Genomic DNA, 20,531 nt, shown 5'->3' with positions numbered 1-20,531 from the left:
TTGTAGCGTCGGCAGAAATATGCGCGATGAGCGCACTATTAAATGTTAGCCTCATAAGGGAGCATGATTTGAGCATCCAGGATTTTATTCCTTACATAGCTTTGGCGATCTCGCTTACAGCTTTGTATTTTGCGGTTAGGAATTACCGACGGAAGTCTGGAACACATATTAAAGGGCAGTTTTGCATTAGTTCGAGTGCATACGCAGAAGATAAATATGTGAGTAGTATTACTATAGAGAACTTCAAGGATAGATCAGTAGTTATATTTAAGATCTTTTTGCGGGTTGGAGCTAACTACTATATCGAACTAGATGATTTTGAGCATGAACCAAAAATTTTAAAATCATATGAATCATTCACAAATCATTATGGGCCAGTCGATTTCTATTGTGTGAACATGAATCGAGTTAAACTCAACAAGTTGCTCGATTCTAAAAAGGTAAAGACGAATCTCGTTCTATCAACTTCTCATGGAAAGTATGTAGTTGAAGAGTGGATAGATAGGTGGGACCCTGTTTTTGATTTTTTCAATAACCATATGACGGCGTCGATAATTCCAATGCGTCCAAAAGAAGGCGTAGGATATTATGGATCAGATGTTAAGTATTTAGCTAAATTGCACACCGAAGATGGATATAAAAAGACAGTTCCTATTTATGCTAACGACTACAACTATCCTCGGTTCGATAAATTCAGGCTAACTGAAGAGTCTCTTTCGTCGTGTGAAACTCTTCAAGAGTTTCTAATAGATCAAGCAATAAACGGAAAGCTCCAATGCGTTGATGTTGAAGTAATTGATGCCAGTCAACTTAGAAAAGACAATTATGGCCATGACTTCGATAAATCGTTTGAAGCCAAGTACTACAGCTGGTTTTTTTATGTTGTTATCGGAAAACTGCTAACTATTTGGAGTAATATCCGGCTCTACTTCATTAATCGAAAACATAAAAAGGCTAACAAAGCATTGCACCGGACAAGCCGGTGAATGCGGCGTTAAATGTATAAGTCAAAACGATGGAGTGTTTGCCGATAATATGGATATAAAGAAAATAGTATTGGCTATATCTTCGTTTCTAATGGTTTTAGCGGTGTTCCTGGCATTGGCAGGCATAAGTATCTTTATGGATAAGGAAAATGTGCTTAATTATGAGGGGTTGTATCTTGTTTCATATGCCGCTTTATACTCATCGCCTTTGTGGTTAATTTTTGTTGCATATTATATTTGGCCAAGAGTAAGTGCGTCAAAACTGCTAAAGCATGTTTGTGTAGTACCTTTTTTAGTAATGTTTCTTATCTATGTGGGTTTAGCGCTTAATGAGCTGTTTTAGTTCAATGAAAATACATTTAACAATACAATCAAAGATCGCCCGTACGAATTAACAAGACACCCATCTTAAATTTTGAAATTAAGATGAGTGTCAGTCTAAATATCTCAGGAGTTGCGCTTGATTTTTCGATTAACATTTTTGTTATTTTTCTTATATGCCAGTCCAGCCGTTGCGGGAATTCAGAAACCAAGAGTCTTAGCTATTGATGGCATTCAAATGGAATACATCGATATCGGTGCTGGAAGTAAAACTTTGGTGATTGAATCAGGTATCGGAATGGGCTTAGCTTACTGGCAATCGTTATTAACAGACCTTTCAAAATTAAATATCAGGACAGTTATATATTCTCGTGCTGGGAATGGAAAATCTCAGGCTGCCAAAGACGTTAGTTTAGCTAGTTCAAATCAACGACTCGAAAAACTGCTTTCGACTATTGACGCAAAAGAAAATCTAATTTTAATTGGTCACTCCTTTGGTGGCTTGCATGTCAGAGCATTTGCTGCCGCTTATCCCGAGCGGGTAAAAGGGTTACTTTTGATCGATCCAAGTCATGAGCTGTTTGATAGTGAATTAAATAAATACGACGCAACGTGGGCGAAACGCGATACTACTAAATTAAACGAAATGATGAATAATCAGCCTGAATGGGATCTCCTACAGGGTATTTATCATCAGAAAATGATTGCTGATGACGATATTGCTAATAAAATTCCTGTGGTTATAGTTACTTCATCAAAGTTAAATGAAAGTGACTGGTGGATTGGTCATAGTGTGCAGGGTAAAAAGATTTGGCGGGATTTGCACCAGTCAATGATCATCAATAATGCAAATTCTATCCATATGGTTACTAATCAAACTGGTCATAACGTACCACATGATAACAAGCTTCTGTTTTTAAGCTCTATTAGTGCATTATTAGGTTTTATTGATGGCGTATAACAAACAAATTTTATCGCCAGCCAGCAAAAAGCGTGGACTGCGACGTCAAGCCGCTGCGATGCTTTCCGCACTAAATATGGACGTTACCACTGTCTGCAATTGGCACATCGAAGACAGCCGATAATGCAAGAGCTGATGCTCATTGCTTGGGTATTTTTTCGTTGGGTTTCGCTGCGCTCAAACCAACCTACGTTAGCTATTCATGCTTTAAACCCAACAAAAATAAAGCATTAAAGTTAAGCAGTTATACTTACAACTTTATCAAAGGGGCTTGTTCGCCATGATATAATGACACTGGCACTATTTCATTTGTGCCATTATTATCTCTAAGCTGAAAATAGTTTTCAGTGCATTCGTAAGAGTAGGCATTATTCTCTCGTGGAATAATCTTTCGTTTTTCTTCTCCCTCATAATGAGAATAAGGAACATTATTTTCATATGATATAGTCAACATTTTCATGTCAGCTGATTGATAGCGTCCAATTAAAGATCTAGCTGTGCGGGCTGCTTTTTCCCCTTTTACAGGCTGAGGCGATAAATTCAATTGCAAAGCGATCATATCTAATAAAGCTGGACCAGGGTGCTTACTATCAATATTGGCAAATGCTGTAGCTGTTAAATCTACAGTTGGAAAATAAACATGCCATGTAAAAAAACCAGGCACCATTCCTTGATGACTAAAGCTATTTAATCCACTTATGGGATATACATCTACACCATACCCGTAGTTTATTCTGTCTTTATTTATCAATGCTGCTTGGGTCGTCATTAATTGGAAGTTGTGCGCTGAAATAACTTGCCCCGATTTTAATGCGTTTTGCCATAAGCTCATATCTGCAAGCGTAGAGGCAATTGCTCCAGCTGAAGCAATCCAACTACGGTCTACATTCCATTTTCTCTGTATGGATTGCTCAGGTGATAGGTATTGATCGGGTTTATTTGGTTCGCTTGTATAACCCTTGACCTCACCTGTCGTTGTTCCTTTAGTAATAACAAACGTGTTATTCATTTTTAGTGGTGTAAAAAAGGTTTGAGATAGAAACTGCTCATAAGAAACACCCGAAGAGGCTTCAATCACTTTACCTAAAAGCACATAGCCCAAATTTGAATAGCTATATTCCATTCCCGGTTTCGAAAGCACTGATTGCTTGCTGATACTCTTTATAACTTGATCTAATGGTGCATATTGATCATAAAGTGCAGTAACGTGAGGGTCACCTAAGTAATCGGGTAGGCCTGATGTATGACTTAAAATTCGTTCAATACTTAAATATTTATATTCTGGATTAATATCGGGAATATACTTTACCAATGGATCCTGTAGTGACAATTTCTTTTGCTCAGAAAGCTTTAAAATAGCCGCTGCGGTGAATGTTTTTGTCACTGAGCCAATTTGAAATACGTCATCTACATGAAGCTCTCTCAATGTAGTCATATTTGCCAAACCAATAGCACCACTATAAGCAAGTGAACCCGATTGCTCTAGTCTAATCGCCATACCCGGCGCGTCAGCTGAATTATGACACGCGAGTACAGCCTCGAACTTTGACTCTTGTGCTTGTGCACTTAAGGTATATATGGCCAAAAAGAAACCTATGATAATATGCTTTTTCACAAGCTTTGCCCTCTCATTATTAGCCTGTAAATTGTTAAATACAGAATTGATTACAGATGTAATCACAAGTATTACACTTGTAATTCATTTGGGCAAGTGTTTGTTTTTTATAACGCGCCTGTTGTAAAAAAATAATGAGATTGCGTTTTACTTTTTGCTTATCACATTTTAAATATTCATTTATGACGCGTTCAGAACAATCGACAACTCAACGATCAGATATCATGCTTGGAGATTTTTCATTTGGTTTCGCTTCGCTGGAGTAATGGGATCAGATCTTGTTTTCAGACATCAAAATCACTACCTCCGCATTAACGGCACAAAACAATCTAATTTCCACCTCTATTATTTATCTATTTTTATTTTTTATTAACCACTTAGCCTCTTTGTGGATAATTCACCTAATTTTTTCACCAAGGTTATTTCTTAAAAAATGTACCAACCGAAGCGCGAGATAAACTCCCGCCTACAACACAACACGCGTCTTAGCTTCTGTGACCAAGCTCTTAGCATTAAAACAACACCAAGTCCTCTTTTTATATTTTACGTAAAATCAAAGTAACTGATTGAACCAAAATAGGAACCCAGCTATGGTTGAACCATCAATATAAAGTAGCTTAAAAACGAGTTATTCTACAGGCTCGTTAAATTTTCCATCAAGTATATGAGTTTATTCATAAAGGATTAAAATGAGCAAAGCAGAAGTTAATACTAAAGGGATTAAGAATAGGCTTAAAAGCATCGAGCAATTGCAGAGTATATTTGGAACGGTTTCGATGCTGGTGCTAATACAATAGAAATTGATTATCTTGCTACAGAGGTTGGAGATATTTATGATTTTTCAATTTCTGATAATGACAAAGGTATGCCACTCAAAGAAGTTTACAATAAATTGAAACCAGTTTTATCTTCAGAAAAACGAGATAGTGAGGTTTAGCACACTTTAGTTCATGGAAAGAATGGCTTAGGAAAACTTACATTTTATCACTTTTCTCAAACTGCTCTCTGGAGAACTTGCTACAAAAAAGACGGTAAGTTTTTCGAATATACAATTACAGCTGATGAGTCACAAACGGTCTGATCAATGTCTGTTTAAGATGGATGTTTTCTGTTCTGATAATTGTGTAAATATTCACATTGATAATAAAACTTCTAGGGGAATTACATGTTAAAATTAATATCATTATTTTTCTTCTTGCCGGTATTTGCTACTCAAGCTGAAGAGTTAATTGCTTTCAAAAATAAGAGTAGTATATATTTTGTTTTTGATAATGGTGAATATATGCCGGAAAAATATTATCCATATGCATTCATTGTTGGTTCATGTAAACAAAAATCCAATATATGCCCAATTGTGATAGATAAGAATGGTAATGTAGTCGATACACTCCTATCTTTGGCGAATTTCGATATGTCACATAGTAAAGTTGTAAAAACACCTAGATTCAATGTATATGGTTCTAAGGTAGATTTGGATTGGATTAAGGAATGGCATAAACTTAAAAAAGGTGAATATAAAATAAAATTTAGGTATATGGATTGGAAAAAGAATAAATATTTAGATAGTAATTTTGTTAGTTTTAAAATTGATTAATAGTAAGCGCTCAATTCTCCGCGTATATTGACACGCACAAGCTGGTTAATTTCTGTTGATATTCCATGGTGCAGTGCTTCGATCTGCTCGACTGTTTCAGCATAGAGTAATGGGATCAGATCTTGTTTTCAGACATCAAAATCACTAACTCCGCATTAACGGCACAAAGCAATCTAATTTTTACCTCTATTATTTATATATTTTATGCTTTATTAATCACTTAGTCTCTTTGTGAATAATTCACCTAATTTTTTCACCAAGGTTATTTATTAAAAAATGTACCAACCGAAGCGCGAGATAAACTCCCGCCTACAACATAACACGCGTCTTAGCTTCTGTTACCAAGCTCTTAGCATTAAAACAACACCAAGTCCTCTTTTTATATTTTACGTAAAATCAAAGTAACTGATTGAACCAAAATAGGAACCCAGCTATGGTTGAACCATCAATATAAAATAGCTTAAAAACGAGTTATTATACGGGCTTGTTAGGCAACTAAATTAGTTTTGGGTACATAATGATACTTACAGTAAAAATAAAATTAGTTTATGGAATATACGCTTCTGACGATTGGAAATGTGATATTGAAATTCCATCAGACTTAACTTTAGATGATTTTCATCTAGTTCTTCAAGATTTGTTAAATTTTGACGATGATCATATGTATGAATTTTATATTGCCAATTCTGAACGAGGAGTGCCTATAACTCGTTTTGAATGTGACGATGAGCAAATAGAGGAGACAAGCATTAGTGAATTCATGCTTAAATCAAAAGGTAAAAAGGCTTTTTATTTTTTTGATTATGGCGATAGTTGGTTATTTCAAATTGCAAATAGCCGTAAAAAACCGTTTCAACCAGTTGCTGGCGCAGAGTACCCTAGAGTCATCTCTGAAGTTGGTGTTAAACCTGAACAATACCCTGATTGTGAAGACTAAGGTTGCCTAATCGGGTAGCCGAGAAATAATAGGGTCGCGCTCTGCTTTCCCCAACACATTTTGAATATTCATTTATGGTGTATTCAAAAAGAAGTAATGGGGGTCAGATCTTCTCTTCATACATCAAAATCACTAACGGCACAAAGCAATCTAATTTCTACCTCTATTGGGTATTTTTTCATTGGGTTTCGCTTCACGCTAAATAACCAACCTGCATTAGTTATTTAGCGTGAAGCGTTAGTGCGAATGTAGAGGGGCGTTATTTTTTGGCGTTATGGTTCGCTTGAGATTGGTAGTATTTTATAACGCTTTCACCATCAGCCTCTGATAGCGCATTTAACGGGATCTTTCTGGTGAGTTGCTTATCCTCATCGTTAATTTTTAGCAGCAAGTTTTTACCGTCCACTTCAGCGCTTTCTACACTGGCATCTAAAATAAGCCAACGAGGGCGAATAATTGCCAATTTTATTTCTGAGTATTTTGGGTAAATTCTTACCACCTCGATACTACTATTTACGAAATAAAAAATAATCAGCATGAAACCTAGGCCAATTATATTCGGGATCAGCACAAAACCTGCAATAACGATAAGAATACCGATGATTAATTGTGGTGTTAATTTTTCAGTGGCTACTTTAATTATTGTGGTTGGTTTTTCGATTACCATATCAGTCATTATTTAACTTCCTTATAAATTCAAGTTTCATTTTTTTATCCATTGCCTCTCTGATAGACAAAATACCTAAAGCGCCAATGGGTAAAAAAACGGCAAATCCTGCCATTGCGATATAACCAAAAATATTTTTTTGCGTGTACTGGTAAATTAACCCAAATAAACATAATACCGATGCAGGTATGGTGACATAGTTAATAACGTAATAGGTGGGATCAAGCTGGATAAACAAAATTATCACAGCAATAATTACAAGTGAAAAATGGTAGAGTCGCACATTAATTCCTTTTAACAGTGGCTGACAATCAGAATATATAAATTAGGCTGTTTTTTCAACTAAAGGAACATATGTTCCCAAATCTTCTAAATATGCCCTGCTTTACTGACTGAATGGCTGGCAGTAATAACACCGCTAAAGAATTGATGCTTACTTTTAAAACCAAAAAGCCCCGCATTTTCATGCGGGGCTTTTAATATTCTTACTAAGCTGTGATTAACTCATTGCAGCTTGTAGCTTTTTCATCGCTGTTTTTTCAAGCTGACGAACACGCTCTGCAGATACGCTGTACTTTTGCGCAAGCTCTTGCAGTGTTGCTTTGTCGTCTGATAGCCAACGTGCGCTAACAATGTCTTGTGAACGCTCATCAAGCGTTTTTAAAGCACTGAACAAACGTGTGTGCGATTGCTCTTGCCATTGCTGCTGTTCAACCTCGTCAGCTAAATCGTTGCTGCCGTCTGTTAAGTACTGCACTGGTGAGTATGTGCTTGTTGGCGCGTCATCACTGTCGTCACCGGTTAAATCAAAGCCCATGTCTTGGCCACTCATGCGCGATTCCATTTCACGAACTTCTTTTTCACTCACACCTAGCTCGCTCGCGACGGTTGCTACTTCAGCTTGGTTAAACCAACCTAAACGCTTTTTGTTCTTACGAAGGTTAAAGAACAATTTACGCTGTGCTTTTGTTGTCGCAACTTTTACGATGCGCCAATTTTTAAGTACAAATTCGTGTATTTCAGCTTTAATCCAATGCACTGCAAATGAAACCAAACGTACACCCACGGTAGGGTCAAAACGTTTTACTGCTTTCATTAGGCCTATGTTGCCTTCTTGGATTAAATCGGCTTGTGGTAAACCATAACCTGAATAACCTTTAGCAATGTGTGCAACAAAGCGAAGATGAGACATGATGAGTTGCTTTGCAGCACTAAGATCGCCATCTTCCTGGAGACGAGTCGCCAACTCTTTTTCTTGCTCAGCACCTAGCATTGGTATTGTACTTACCGCTTGAAGGTAACCATCAATACTTGCGCTTTGCTGTCCAACTGTGAGTGCCATTGCGTATATATCTTTACTCATTTTTCACCTCAGTGATAAACATTTGAAACTATCTTAGCACTCTTTAACTTAGAGTGCTAACTTCAATGTAAAACTTTTTTTCGATTGAAGCAAGTGGTTTTTTTGATGTTTTTTATTGTACTTTAAACGCCTGAATAAGCGATGAATTCTAGCTTTGCGGTACGTTGGTAGCATTAGCTGTATTACCTACCACCAACGTAACTAGTGATTATAAACAACAATTGTTACACTTTATCGGGCTCTATTTCTTTAATGTAGCGATTAACTGATAAATATGAGCCAACAAAGCCTAAACTAGTTGCAAGCATTACCAGTGCGGCAAATTCGCCAATACTTAGCCCAACTAAATTAAAACTTGTTTGGTAAACGCCTGCGACCTGCGTAACCGCGGCCCCAAGCCACCACATCATTAAAGCTACGCATATAAAGGCAAACAAACCACCTATAATGCCATACCAAATACCTGTCCATAGGAAAGGTGCGTGGATAAACGTATTTGTTGCACCCACGAGCTTCATTACTTGGATCTCTTCTTTCTTATCCATAATAGATAATCGAATAGTATTGCCAATAATCAAGGTTACTGAGGTAAGTAAAAGCAGTGTAATGGTGAGCACACTTTCCTTTAATAAGCTAAGTAATGCATTTAAGCGCTCTAACCATGCGATATCTAGCTTACCAAAATCCACTTCTCGTTCAGCTTCTAGTTTTTTTAATAGTGCTTGTGCTGCGTTTGGTTGGCGATGTTTTGATGTTGGTGTAACTATTACAACATCTGGCAATGGGTTCGAATCTAAATATTCAAGTGCTTGGCCAAACCCTGACACCTCTTTAAATTCAGTTAATGCGTGTTGCTTTGAAATAAAAGTGACCGTATCTATTTCTGAATACAAAGCTAAACGTTTTACTAAGGTCTGCGTTTCCTGCTCACTCATGGATTCTTTTACAAATAATGAGATCTCTGCAGCTTCTTCAAATCCACTGCTAACTTGCTGGACGTTTTTAACAACCAAATAAAGAGTTGCTGGTAGGGTTAAGCTTAAACCCAATACGGCAATTGTCATCATTGAAGCCATTGGCGTGCGCCACATTTCACCTAAGCTATGAATTCCTTGGCGAAAAATATTTAAAACAAAAAAGTAACTATTCGAAAAAATAGATTTTTTCACTCGTTCATTTTGGCTTTTTCGGCCTTTAAATAACAAACTCATAATGATGCCTCAGCCAATGGGTCTTGACTCATTCGGCCATCTTTTAACGTTAAGCTGCGATATTTCATTCTCGAGATGAGACCAAGATCATGAGTGGCAATTAAGACCGTAGTCCCATGGTTATTAAACTCTTCAAACAAACGTAAAATATCCATTGAAAGTTCAGGATCTAAATTACCGGTTGGCTCATCAGCAAGTAACAATGGAGGTGAATTGACAATGGCGCGTGCAATGCCGACTCGCTGTTGTTCGCCACCAGAAAGCGTTGATGGGTGGCACTTTACTTTATCAAGCAAGCCAACTTTATCAAGTGCACCATGAACTCGTTTTTCAATTTGCTTATGGTGTGTGCCTTCTATTATTAAGGGTAAAGCAACATTATCAAAAATTGTATGACGCTCTAATAGACGATGATTTTGAAAGATAATCCCGATATCTCGGCGTACATAAGGGATTTGTCTTGGTTTCACTGTATTTAAATCAACACCATTTATAAATACGTGACCCGCTGATGGACGTTCCATTAAACTAATTAGTTTAAGTAAGGTACTTTTACCTGCACCACTATGACCAGTTAAAAAAGCCAGTTCTCCGGGCTTAATATGAAAGCTCACTTTTTCCAGTGCACGATGGCCGCCGGGATATGTTTTACTCACTTGCTGAAAATTTATCATTTTAATTATCAATCATCTGCAGCTGAAAAGGGAGCTTGCTCCCTTTTATTAATACCAATGGGTATATTAAGCGTTGTCCTCATCTTGGCTAAATAGCGCATCAATGAAGTCATTGCTATTAAATGCACGTAAATCTTCAATGCCTTCGCCAACACCAATATAACGGATCGGAATATTAAACTTATCAGCTACGGCGAAGATAACCCCACCTTTAGCCGTACCATCTAACTTAGATAAAGTTATCCCTGTAAGACCAACACACTGATTAAATAAGTTTACTTGGCTAATTGCATTTTGCCCTGTGCCCGCATCAATTGTTAGCATGACTTCATGTGGCGCATCTGGGTCAATCTTTTTCATCACACGCGCAATCTTTTCAAGCTCTTGCATTAGATTATCTTTATTTTGCAAGCGTCCTGCTGTATCGGCAATTAACACATCAACATTACGCGCTTTTGCTGCTTGAAATGCATCAAATACCACTGAGGCACTATCGGCACCGGTGTGCTGTGCTATTACTGGGATTTTATTACGCTCACCCCATACTTGTAGTTGCTCAACGGCTGCTGCACGGAACGTATCCCCTGCCGCTAACATGACTGATTTGCCTTCATCTTGAAACTGCTTAGCTAATTTACCAATGGTGGTTGTTTTACCAACACCATTTACGCCCACCATTAAAATAACAAATGGTTTTTTATCTGCAGGTATAACTAAAGGTTGCTCTGCGGTTTTAAGCATAGCAGCCATTTCTTGCTTCATTAATTCATACAGTGCATCGCCATCTTTTAACTGTTTACGGTTAGCCGCATCAGTAAGGCTGTCGATCAGTTTCATGGTGGTATCAACACCCAAATCCGCTGTTAATAACTGCGTTTCAAGATCTTCAAACAGCTCATCATCAATCTTTTTACCTGTAAAAATTGACGCAAAACCTGAGCCTATATTTACACGCGTTTTTAATAAACCTTTTTTAAGACGAGCAAAGAAACCTTCTTTTTTCGGCTTTTCTGCTGCTTTAGCTTCTTCTGCTGCAATACGTTCTTGCTCTAAATGCTCAGCTTCAGCCTGCTCTGCTGCAATACGTTGTTGCTCTAAACGCTCAGCTTCAGCCTGCTCTGCTGCAATTCGTTGTTGTTCTAAACGCTCAGCTTCGGCCTGTTCTGCTGCAATACGTTGTTGCTCTAAACGCTCAGCTTCGGCCTGCTCTGCTGCAATACGTTGTTGCTCTAAACGCTCAGCTTCGGCCTGCTCTGCTGCAATTCGTTGTTGCTCTAAACGCTCAGCTTCGGCCTGCTCTGCTGCAATTCGTTGTTGCTCTAAACGCTCAGCTTCGGCCTGCTCTGCTGCAATACGTTGTTGCTCTAAACGTTCAGCTTCGGCCTGCTCTGCTGCAACTCGTTGTTGCTCTAAACGCTCAGCTTCGGCCTTTTCAGCTGCAATACGCTCCGCTTCACGTTGCGCTTGCTCGGTTGCCTGTTGCTCTTGTTGTAATAACATAGCTTCTTGTTGTTCGGCTAAACGAGCTGCTTCGTCGCGACGTTGCTGCTCTGCTTTTTCAGCTGCGGCTAATTCAGCATCTGCAATCGCTAAACACTCAGCTTCGCGAGCTTCTGCTGCAATACGCTCTTGCTCTACACGCTCAGCTTCGGCCTTTTCAGCTGCAATACGCTTCGCTTCACTTTGCGCTTGCTCGGTTGCCTGTTGCTCTTGTTGTAATAACATAGCTTCTTGTTGTTCAGCTAAACGAGCTGCTTCGTCGCGACGTTGCTGCTCTGCTTTTTCAGCTGCGGCTAATTCAGCACCTGCAATCGCTAAACGCTCAGCATCGCGAGCTTCTGCTGCAATACGCTCTTGCTCTACACGTTCAGCTTCAGCCTGCTCTGCTTCAATACGTTCTTGCTCTACACGTTCGGCTTCTGCCTGCTGCTCTGCTGCAATACGCTCTTGTTCTACACGCTCAGCCTCTAGACGCTCTGCTGCAATACGTTCTTGCTCTAAACGCTCAGCTTCTGCTTGTTGGTTATTAGCCTCTTCGGCTGCTTGTTCTACTTGCTGGTTTTTATCTGACTTACCAAAACCTAACCAAGACAGGAATTTATTTTTTTTTGCCATACTTGCTAATAACCACTTATAAAAATCTGATAAACTAACGGAAATAATTTGCGTACTGACGGTATTGTATTAATACCAAACTGCCAATAACCACAATATATTGTCTAAGATGCTCATAGTAACACTTTTAGCGCAGTTGAAAAATGACACGCTACTATATGATTACAATATTATCTGAGCTAAGTTCTAGATACCATTTTTTAGTGAGCTAAATGAGAAATAAATCATCACAAAAACAGATAAATAACAAAGTAAATGATGGTGTCATCAGAATCATCAGTGGGCAATTTCGTGGCCGCAAGCTACCAGTAAAAGATGTACAAGGGCTTCGTCCAACCACAGATCGCATAAAAGAAACTGTATTTAACTGGTTAATGCAAGATATTCACGGTGCAAATGTGCTTGATTGTTTTGCCGGTTCTGGTGGGTTAGGGTTCGAAGCATTGTCGCGTTTTGCCAACTCAGCTGTATTTTTAGAGAGGGATAAACTTGCTTCAGCACAATTAAAAGCCAATACTGAGACATTAAAGCTCACAAATGCGCAGATAAATTGTACTGATAGTTTAGTGTATTTGAGCCAAAATACGTTACAACAGCAGTTCGATTTAGTCTTTGTTGACCCGCCGTTTCGTCAGAATCTGGCAAAAAAATGCTGTGATTTACTGAGTGAAAATGAGTGGCTAAGTAAAAATGCACTCATTTATGTTGAAGTCGAAAACGAACTTAGCCCTTTACAAACACCAAGCAATTGGCTGTTATTAAAAGAGAAAGTTGCTGGGCAAGTATTATGTAGGCTCTATCAATTACAGTAAAATTAATAACATAGAAATATTTTCAGTTTCCTGTCGGGACAGTCAATATTTATCCTTTACATGTGGTGTGGCTTCGGATTACAATACCGCACCATTTTTGAACCACTTGATCATTGTCTGATCAACTTGAGCAACGCTCATTATTTAGGTAGGTGAATTTTTAATGCCAGTAATTAAAGTAAGAGAGAACGAACCGTTTGACGTAGCACTTCGTCGCTTCAAGCGTTCATGTGAAAAAGCAGGTATCCTTTCAGAAGTTCGTCGTCGCGAGCACTATGAAAAGCCAACAGCTGAGCGTAAGCGTAAAAAAGCTGCTGCAGTTAAGCGTCACATGAAGAAGCTTTCTCGCGATAACGCACGTCGCGTTAAATTATATTGATCCGTATTGGTCTTGTATAAATGAGCCTTTTAATAAAGCTAAAAGATGCACAAAAAGATGCGATGCGAGCGAAAGACAAACAACGTCTTAACCCAATTCGTATGGTACTTGCTGCTATCAAACAGCGTGAAATTGACGAGCAAATAACACTTGATGATGACGGTATTACCGCAGTCTTAGTGAAGCTTGTTAAACAGCGCCGTGATTCTTATACCCAGTACACTGATGCTGGTCGAGAAGATTTAGCCGAAATTGAAGCCAATGAGATTACGGCACTTGAAGAATTCTTACCTCAACAATTGAGTGAAGATGAAATCATTGCCCTCATTGATGCGGCTATTGCTGATACTAACGCAGCAGGTATGCAAGATATGGGTAAAGTAATGGGTATAATCAAAAGCAAAGCTGAAGGTCGCGCCGATTTAGGTAAGATTTCTGGTTTAATTAAGCAACGATTAACTGCCTAATACACCCACATACAGACGTATGATTTAAGCAAACCGAGCCATGTGCTCGGTTTCTTCGTTTTTAGCTTTTATAAAAATAGCGTTTGTGTTCAAATCTAAATTTGTCGAACGAAAGTTAATTCGTTCACCTTTTTCTATTTATTTCAGGACTACACTTTACTAATGGCCGGAAAGATCCCACGAAATTTTATTGACGATTTACTCGCTAGAACCGATATCGTTGAGCTAATTGACTCTAAAGTAGGTCTTAAAAAAGCCGGTAAAGATTACCAAGCCTGTTGCCCTTTCCATAATGAAAAGTCACCTTCATTTACAGTGTCGCAAGATAAACAGTTTTATCATTGCTTTGGCTGTGGCGCAAATGGCAATGCTATTTCATTTGTAATGGAATACGACAAACTTGAATTTGTTGATGCTATTGAAGAGCTCGCTAGCCTGATGAATCTTGATGTTCCTCGCGAACAAGGCACAAGCAGTGGTCCTGAACGTACAGCGGAACAAAAACGCTCAGACTATGATTTAATGCTTCATGCCGCACGTTTTTATCAACATCAATTAAAACACCATAGTAACTCAGCAACAGTCATTGATTACGTCAAAGGCCGAGGCTTAACTGGCGAAACAGTTAAAAAGTTTATGATTGGCTATGCCCCCAGTGAATGGGAAGGCTTGTGCCAACAACTTGGTCGTAATAAAGAACAAAAAGAGCAACTCGTTGAGCTAAAGCTGGCCTCTGAGAAAACACCAGGTCGTCAATTTGATTTTTTCCGTGACCGCTTAATGTTTCCTATCCGCGATAAACGTGGTCGGGTTATCGCGTTTGGTGGACGTGTCATGCAAGCAGATCAAGGGCCAAAATATTTAAATTCACCAGAGACTCGTATTTTCCATAAAGGCTTTGAACTATATGGTTTATATGAGGCAAAACAAGCCCATAAAAAACTCGACCATGTACTCATTGTTGAAGGTTATATGGATGTAGTGGCATTGAGTGAGCAAGGTATTGAGTATGCAGTCGCAGCCTTAGGTACTGCGACTACAGCTGAGCACATGCATACTTTATTTAGAACCACAGACAAAGTAATTTGTTGTTACGATGGTGACCGTGCGGGACGTGACGCGGCGTGGCGTGCGTTAGAAAATGCCCTCCCCTACCTAAGTGATGGTAAAGCATTACAGTTTGTATTTTTACCCGATGGCGAAGATCCTGATTCCTTAGTCCAACAAGAGGGCAAAGAAGCCTTTGAAGTTCGATTAGCTCAAGCTGATGATTTTACTAAAGTACTGTTTAATAAGCTAAGCCTAGAAATTGACTTAACCACTGACGCTGGTAAAGCAAAACTACTCAGTGCAGTGCTGCCATTGGTCGAAAAAATACCCAGTGAGTTTTATCAAGAGAACCTATTAGAGCACTTAGGCCGATTAATTGGCCGCACCAAAGAGCAATTAAATAACCGTTTAAAAACACCAAAGCAACAGCATTCAATTGAACGTAAGTTTAAAATTACGCCTATGCGCCGCGCTATTGGCTTATTAGTCCAGCACCCGCAACTTGCATCAACAGTGCCTTATTTACCTGATTTGGCACAGATGAATATTGCCGGAATTGCGCTACTAATTCGTTTGCAGCATGACGCATTACAAAAGGCCCCCCTTACTACGGCACAATTGCTTGAATCATTTCGTGAAGCTCCAGAGTATGAAGCATTAATCAAGCTCGCAACGTGGCAACATGAGATAAATGAAGATCGTTTAGAAGATGAATTTAAAAATACTTTCAAATTTATTGAAGATCAGTGTTTAAATTATCGTCTCGAAACCCTATTAATAAAGGACAAGACTCAAGGCTTAAATAGCGATGAGCGGCTTGAATGTCACTTATTGACTCAAGCATTAAAAGGGACTAACAACTAGTCAAAAACGATTTTTGCTGTTATACTGTGCTATTCACTGCGTCAAATTATACTTAGCTTGGCTTATTAAATAAGCAAGCTGGCGCCTGTTGTATCAACTTATCAGAGTGGAAGAAAAAATCTCTATGGATCCAACTCCTCAGTCACAATTAAAACTTCTGATTCAAAAAGGTAAAGAGCAAGGTTATTTAACTTTTGCAGAAGTTAATGATCACCTTCCACAAGATATTATCGATTCAGATCAAGTAGAAGATATCATTAGTATGATCAATGATATGGGTATTAAGGTTAGTGAAAACGCACCTGATGCCGATGAATTGATGATGCAAGAAACGACAACAGATGAAGACGCTGCTGAAGCGGCTGCTGCTGCGCTTGCCACTGTAGATAAAGAGATCGGCCGTACAACGGATCCGGTACGTATGTACATGCGTGAAATGGGAACAGTTGAACTGTTAACCCGTGAAGGCGAAATCGTTATTGCCAAGCGTATTGAAGAAGGGATCAACCAGGTTCAAATCTCGGTTGCAGAATACCCTGAAGCAATTACTTATCTTCTTGAACAGTGGGACAAGTTTGAAGCCGAAGAAATGCGCCTAAGCGACATTATCTCTGGTTTCTTTGACCCAAATGAAGATGAAGCGCCTATATCTGCGACTCATATCGGTTCTGAATTAAGCGAAAAAGAGCTTGATGATGAAGACGATGATGATAAAGACGATGATGAAGACGAAGAAGAAGTCGATACCGGCCCAGATCCTGAAGAGGCCCGCGTTCACTTTGAAAATCTTCGCGATCTTTACAATAAAGCACGTGAAACCTTCGATAAGAAAGGCCGTTCACATCCTGATTCTCAGGCTGCTATTTTTGAAATCGGCGAATTATTCCGAACGTTCAAATTAATACCTAAACAGTTTGATCGCATGGTAAATAACATGCGTGAAATGATGGATCGCGTTCGTATTCAAGAACGTATCGTCATGAAGCAAGCTGTACAAATTGCCAAATTACCAAAGAAAACATTCGTTAAGCATTTTGCTAATAACGAAACAGATGCATCGTGGATTGATTTAGAAATCGCTGCCAACGAAAAGCACTCTGCAAAACTTGAAGAAGTGAAGCCTGAGATAATTCGCTGTATCAATAAACTACGTGTGATCGAAGAAAGCACGGGGTTAAATATCGAGCGAATTAAAGACATCAACCGTCGTATGAGTATTGGTGAAGCGAAAGCCCGCCGTGCGAAAAAAGAAATGGTTGAAGCGAATTTACGTCTTGTAATCTCAATTGCAAAAAAATACACCAACCGTGGTTTACAATTCTTGGACTTGATTCAAGAAGGTAACATTGGTTTGATGAAGGCTGTTGATAAGTTTGAATATCGCCGTGGTTATAAGTTCTCAACTTATGCTACGTGGTGGATCCGTCAAGCAATCACCCGCTCTATTGCTGACCAAGCACGTACAATCCGTATTCCTGTGCATATGATCGAAACGATTAATAAACTTAATCGTATTTCACGTCAAATGTTACAAGAAATGGGTCGTGAGCCAAACCCAGAAGAATTAGCTGAACGCATGATGATGCCTGAGGATAAAATCCGTAAGGTACTTAAAATTGCAAAAGAGCCAATTTCAATGGAAACGCCAATTGGTGATGATGAAGATTCGCACTTAGGTGACTTTATCGAAGATACTACTATTGATTCGCCTATCGACTCAGCGACAATGGAAAGCCTTCGTGGCGCAACGAACGATGTACTAGCCGGCCTTACCGCCCGCGAAGCAAAAGTATTACGTATGCGTTTTGGTATTGATATGAACACCGACCATACTCTAGAAGAAGTAGGCAAGCAATTTGACGTTACCCGTGAGCGTATTCGTCAAATCGAAGCGAAGGCACTGCGTAAATTACGCCATCCTTCTCGCTCTGACTTACTGAAAAGCTTCTTAGATGCTAAATAATTAGTAGCTAAAAATACAGATTAAAATTTAAAAGGCCGCTGTAGCGGCCTTTTTTCTATTTACAGGAAAGAATCATGGCTTGGATCCAAATCCGTATCAATGCCAATGCTGCAACAGCTGATGCAGTAAGTGACTTATTAATGGAAGCAGGCAGTGCGTCTGTTACCTTTATTGATGCTAAAGACACCCCTATTTACGAACCAAAAATCGGCACTGTTGTATTCTGGGCCGATACCACTGTAATTGGTTTATTCGAAGCGACTCACGATATGAATGCGGTGATTGCATTATTAAAACGCCATGACGAAATAAACGACTCGTTAGTTTATAAAATTGAGCAGCTTGAAGACAAAGACTGGGAACGTGAATGGATGGATAACTTCCACCCAATCCAATTTGGTGAAAAGTTATGGATCTGCCCAAGCTGGCGTGATATTCCTGATCCAGACGCTGTAAACGTTCTATTAGACCCAGGTCTTGCATTTGGTACTGGCACCCATGCTACAACCGCTTTATGCTTAAAATGGCTTGAAAGCCAAGACTTAACAGGTAAAACCGTCGTCGACTTTGGTTGTGGCTCAGGCATTTTAGGTATTGCAGCGATAAAGCTGGGTGCAGAGCGCATGATTGGTATTGATATCGACCCACAAGCGCTCGAAGCAAGCCTTGATAATGCACAGCGCAATGGCGTTGCTGACAAACTCGAAGTTTACCTACCAGAAAATCAGCCTGAATTTTCAGCAGATATAGTAGTAGCAAATATTTTAGCCGCACCACTGCGTGAACTACACAGTGTGATTTTAGGCTTGTTAAAACCAGGCGGTAAAATTGCGATGTCAGGTATCTTAGAAGAACAGGCACAGTCAGTTGCTGATGTTTATGCACCTTTTTTAGCGCTTGATGAAATAGCCGTTGAAGGTGAGTGGACTCGTGTAAGTGGTATTAAAAAAGCTTAATTTGAAGCAATCACTCCATTTAGAGCATTAACCCAAAACCACCATCTAAAGCCTGTAATTAACAGGCTTTACCTATTATTTACACAACCCTGAACAGAATGATTTTCTTGCAGCAAATTAGTTTTGTATGAAATTCAGACAAATAAAGCCGTTCGTCAAACTGTTATCAAATGTCAATACACAAAAGTCAAAAAAAAGTCACTTTTGTTCAATTTATAGCCTTTGATTTTTGCTAAAAAAACCGTAAACTTAGCGCCCCTTGAAAAGAGGCCTATTGAATACAGTGCGTATCGGATCATATCAGTTAGAGAACAATGTAATTGTGGCGCCAATGGCGGGAATTACAGACAGACCATTTAGACAACTTTGTCGCCGCTTAGGTGCGGGACTAGCTGTGTCTGAAATGCTATCGTCAAATCCTTTGGTATGGAAAACCGAAAAATCGATGAACCGTATGGATCATAGCGGTGAATCGGGAATACGTGCAGTGCAAATCGCAGGAGCTGATCCTGAGCTAATGGCTCAGGCCGCACAATTCAATGTAAGTAATGGTGCACAGATCATAGATATTAATATGGGGTGCCCAGCTAAGAAAGTGAACAAGAAACTCGCAGGCTCAGCGCTATTACAGTTTCCTGATTTAGTGGAAGAGATTATTGATGCGGTGGTTAGCGCTGTTGATGTACCTGTAACACTGAAAATCCGTACAGGATGGGATCAGAGCAACCGTAACGGTGTAGAGATTGCGAGAATAGCTGAACGTTATGGCATAGCTTCATTGGCCGTACATGGGCGTACACGCGCATGTATGTACAAAGGTGAAGCTGAATACGCTACTATTAGGGATATAAAACGTTCAGTGTCGATACCTGTGGTTGCTAATGGTGATATTACATCACCTGAAAAGGCAAAGCAGGTTTTAGACTATACGGGTGCAGATGCCATTATGATTGGTCGAGCCGCCCAAGGTCGCCCTTGGATATTTAGGGAGATAGACCACTATTTGCGAACTGGTAAACACTTACCAGTACCTCCAATTGAGGAAGTACGCGGTATTTTGATGGAACACTTAGTGAACCTTCATGCGTTTTACGGGGAACCAATGGGAGCGCGTATCGCTCGAAAACATGTATCTTGGTATTTGCAAACCCATGACAGTGATGGTCAGTTTAGGCGAGTATTTAATGTCCTCGAGAATCCACAGGCACAAATCGAGGCTTTAGAGCAATACTTTATAACACTAGCAGCTAACTAAGAAAGAAAGAGATATAAACAATGTTCGAACAAAACGTGACTTCTCCATTTATCACTAACCCTCATGTTCAGTCACACGAGAAACCGCAGCCATTGCGTGATGCAGTGAAAAAAGCTGTTCATCATTATTTAAAACAGCTTAACGGTCAAGATGTGCAAGACGTTTACGACCTTGTTCTTTCAGAGCTAGAAGCGCCATTACTTGAAGAAGTAATGACTTACACACGTGGTAACCAAACACGTGCGGCAATCTTATTAGGTATCAACCGCGGTACTTTACGTAAGAAACTAAAGAAATACGGCATGAACTAATACATATGCTGTGATATATCACAGCATATG

Annotated in this window: 19 protein-coding genes; 12 read left to right on the top strand and 7 right to left on the bottom strand. The window is 39.3% G+C overall.

Going from position 1 to position 20,531, the window contains the following annotated elements; translation table 11 throughout:
- Positions 1-26: 26 nt before the first annotated feature.
- Together HH219_RS12260 and HH219_RS12255 are read left to right on the top strand one after the other, a co-directional pair.
- The gene (locus HH219_RS12260) at positions 27-986 is read left to right on the top strand and encodes a hypothetical protein (protein ID WP_169327604.1); all 960 of its coding nucleotides are present in this window, start codon (positions 27-29) and stop codon (positions 984-986) included.
- Between the two features lie 460 nt (positions 987-1,446).
- Positions 1,447-2,268: an alpha/beta hydrolase gene (locus HH219_RS12255; RefSeq protein WP_169327603.1), complete on the top strand. Its 822-nt coding sequence runs from the start codon at positions 1,447-1,449 to the stop codon at positions 2,266-2,268.
- Between the two features lie 250 nt (positions 2,269-2,518).
- Here the strand turns inward: HH219_RS12255 and HH219_RS12250 are convergent, their stop codons facing one another.
- Positions 2,519-3,883 (bottom strand): serine hydrolase domain-containing protein, encoded by a 1,365-nt coding sequence (locus HH219_RS12250; RefSeq protein WP_349251621.1) that lies wholly within the window; start codon positions 3,881-3,883, stop codon positions 2,519-2,521.
- A 1,165-nt stretch (positions 3,884-5,048) separates the two neighbouring features.
- Here HH219_RS12250 and HH219_RS12240 point away from each other — a divergent pair.
- Together HH219_RS12240 and HH219_RS12235 are read left to right on the top strand one after the other, a co-directional pair.
- Positions 5,049-5,477, top strand: coding sequence for a hypothetical protein (locus HH219_RS12240; protein WP_169327602.1), 429 nt, complete (start codon positions 5,049-5,051; stop codon positions 5,475-5,477).
- A 517-nt stretch (positions 5,478-5,994) separates the two neighbouring features.
- Positions 5,995-6,414, top strand: a complete 420-nt coding sequence (locus tag HH219_RS12235) for a hypothetical protein (protein WP_169327601.1) — start codon at positions 5,995-5,997, stop codon at positions 6,412-6,414.
- A 259-nt stretch (positions 6,415-6,673) separates the two neighbouring features.
- Here the strand turns inward: HH219_RS12235 and HH219_RS12230 are convergent, their stop codons facing one another.
- The 6 genes from HH219_RS12230 to ftsY all read right to left on the bottom strand — a co-directional run bounded on the left by HH219_RS12230 (position 6,674) and on the right by ftsY (position 12,444).
- Positions 6,674-7,090: a hypothetical protein gene (locus HH219_RS12230; RefSeq protein ID WP_064435822.1), complete on the bottom strand. Its 417-nt coding sequence runs from the start codon at positions 7,088-7,090 to the stop codon at positions 6,674-6,676.
- Complete coding sequence (locus HH219_RS12225; RefSeq protein ID WP_054203061.1) at positions 7,083-7,364, bottom strand: hypothetical protein; 282 nt, start codon at positions 7,362-7,364, stop codon at positions 7,083-7,085. The genes HH219_RS12230 and HH219_RS12225 overlap by 8 nt, the downstream gene beginning before the upstream one ends.
- A gap of 216 nt (positions 7,365-7,580) precedes the next feature.
- A complete protein-coding gene (rpoH, locus tag HH219_RS12220; RefSeq protein ID WP_054203060.1) occupies positions 7,581-8,444 on the bottom strand; it encodes an RNA polymerase sigma factor RpoH in 864 nt (287 codons plus the stop codon).
- Between the two features lie 224 nt (positions 8,445-8,668).
- On the bottom strand, positions 8,669-9,655 hold the full coding sequence (gene ftsX / locus HH219_RS12215; RefSeq protein WP_169327600.1) for a permease-like cell division protein FtsX: 987 nt from the start codon (positions 9,653-9,655) through the stop codon (positions 8,669-8,671).
- A complete protein-coding gene (gene ftsE, locus HH219_RS12210; RefSeq protein WP_054203058.1) occupies positions 9,652-10,329 on the bottom strand; it encodes a cell division ATP-binding protein FtsE in 678 nt (225 codons plus the stop codon). The genes ftsX and ftsE overlap by 4 nt, the downstream gene beginning before the upstream one ends.
- A gap of 66 nt (positions 10,330-10,395) precedes the next feature.
- Positions 10,396-12,444: a signal recognition particle-docking protein FtsY gene (gene ftsY / locus HH219_RS12205; protein WP_169327599.1), complete on the bottom strand. Its 2,049-nt coding sequence runs from the start codon at positions 12,442-12,444 to the stop codon at positions 10,396-10,398.
- A 212-nt stretch (positions 12,445-12,656) separates the two neighbouring features.
- On the opposite strand from ftsY, the gene rsmD reads away from it, so the two are divergent.
- From rsmD to fis, 8 genes are all read left to right on the top strand, one after another.
- Positions 12,657-13,256 carry a 16S rRNA (guanine(966)-N(2))-methyltransferase RsmD gene (gene rsmD, locus HH219_RS12200; protein ID WP_054203057.1) on the top strand — a complete coding sequence of 200 codons (600 nt, stop codon included), beginning with the start codon at positions 12,657-12,659 and terminating at the stop codon, positions 13,254-13,256.
- A gap of 163 nt (positions 13,257-13,419) precedes the next feature.
- Complete coding sequence (rpsU, locus tag HH219_RS12195) at positions 13,420-13,635, top strand: 30S ribosomal protein S21 (protein WP_002957797.1); 216 nt, start codon at positions 13,420-13,422, stop codon at positions 13,633-13,635.
- A gap of 20 nt (positions 13,636-13,655) precedes the next feature.
- On the top strand, positions 13,656-14,102 hold the full coding sequence (locus tag HH219_RS12190; protein ID WP_054203056.1) for a GatB/YqeY domain-containing protein: 447 nt from the start codon (positions 13,656-13,658) through the stop codon (positions 14,100-14,102).
- 162 nt (positions 14,103-14,264) lie between these two features.
- Entirely contained in the window at positions 14,265-16,016 is a 1,752-nt protein-coding gene (dnaG, locus tag HH219_RS12185) for a DNA primase (protein ID WP_054203055.1), read from the top strand.
- Between the two features lie 124 nt (positions 16,017-16,140).
- Entirely contained in the window at positions 16,141-17,979 is a 1,839-nt protein-coding gene (rpoD, locus tag HH219_RS12180) for an RNA polymerase sigma factor RpoD (protein ID WP_054203054.1), read from the top strand.
- A gap of 74 nt (positions 17,980-18,053) precedes the next feature.
- Positions 18,054-18,935, top strand: coding sequence for a 50S ribosomal protein L11 methyltransferase (gene prmA / locus HH219_RS12175; protein WP_169327598.1), 882 nt, complete (start codon positions 18,054-18,056; stop codon positions 18,933-18,935).
- 283 nt (positions 18,936-19,218) lie between these two features.
- Complete coding sequence (gene dusB / locus HH219_RS12170; RefSeq protein WP_170174191.1) at positions 19,219-20,190, top strand: tRNA dihydrouridine synthase DusB; 972 nt, start codon at positions 19,219-19,221, stop codon at positions 20,188-20,190.
- A 20-nt stretch (positions 20,191-20,210) separates the two neighbouring features.
- Positions 20,211-20,501: a DNA-binding transcriptional regulator Fis gene (gene fis / locus HH219_RS12165; protein WP_002957804.1), complete on the top strand. Its 291-nt coding sequence runs from the start codon at positions 20,211-20,213 to the stop codon at positions 20,499-20,501.
- The last annotated feature ends 30 nt before the right edge of the window (positions 20,502-20,531 follow it).

Source organism: Pseudoalteromonas sp. NEC-BIFX-2020_015 (assembly GCF_012952265.1).
In the GTDB taxonomy this organism is placed as follows: Bacteria; Pseudomonadota; Gammaproteobacteria; order Enterobacterales; family Alteromonadaceae; genus Pseudoalteromonas; species Pseudoalteromonas neustonica.
This window is presented reverse-complemented; position numbering and strand designations above follow the sequence as displayed.

Coding starts and splice junctions, on each gene's coding strand:
- HH219_RS12260 (WP_169327604.1), top strand. CDS start 27: ATGAGCGCACTATTAAATGTTAGCCTCATAAGGGAGCATGATTTGAGC.
- HH219_RS12240 (WP_169327602.1), top strand. CDS start 5,049: ATGTTAAAATTAATATCATTATTTTTCTTCTTGCCGGTATTTGCTACT.
- HH219_RS12235 (WP_169327601.1), top strand. CDS start 5,995: ATGATACTTACAGTAAAAATAAAATTAGTTTATGGAATATACGCTTCT.
- HH219_RS12230 (WP_064435822.1), bottom strand. CDS start 7,090: ATGACTGATATGGTAATCGAAAAACCAACCACAATAATTAAAGTAGCC.
- rpoH (WP_054203060.1), bottom strand. CDS start 8,444: ATGAGTAAAGATATATACGCAATGGCACTCACAGTTGGACAGCAAAGC.
- ftsX (WP_169327600.1), bottom strand. CDS start 9,655: ATGAGTTTGTTATTTAAAGGCCGAAAAAGCCAAAATGAACGAGTGAAA.
- ftsE (WP_054203058.1), bottom strand. CDS start 10,329: ATGATAAATTTTCAGCAAGTGAGTAAAACATATCCCGGCGGCCATCGT.
- ftsY (WP_169327599.1), bottom strand. CDS start 12,444: ATGGCAAAAAAAAATAAATTCCTGTCTTGGTTAGGTTTTGGTAAGTCA.
- rsmD (WP_054203057.1), top strand. CDS start 12,657: ATGAGAAATAAATCATCACAAAAACAGATAAATAACAAAGTAAATGAT.
- rpsU (WP_002957797.1), top strand. CDS start 13,420: ATGCCAGTAATTAAAGTAAGAGAGAACGAACCGTTTGACGTAGCACTT.
- HH219_RS12190 (WP_054203056.1), top strand. CDS start 13,656: ATGAGCCTTTTAATAAAGCTAAAAGATGCACAAAAAGATGCGATGCGA.
- dnaG (WP_054203055.1), top strand. CDS start 14,265: ATGGCCGGAAAGATCCCACGAAATTTTATTGACGATTTACTCGCTAGA.
- rpoD (WP_054203054.1), top strand. CDS start 16,141: ATGGATCCAACTCCTCAGTCACAATTAAAACTTCTGATTCAAAAAGGT.
- prmA (WP_169327598.1), top strand. CDS start 18,054: ATGGCTTGGATCCAAATCCGTATCAATGCCAATGCTGCAACAGCTGAT.
- fis (WP_002957804.1), top strand. CDS start 20,211: ATGTTCGAACAAAACGTGACTTCTCCATTTATCACTAACCCTCATGTT.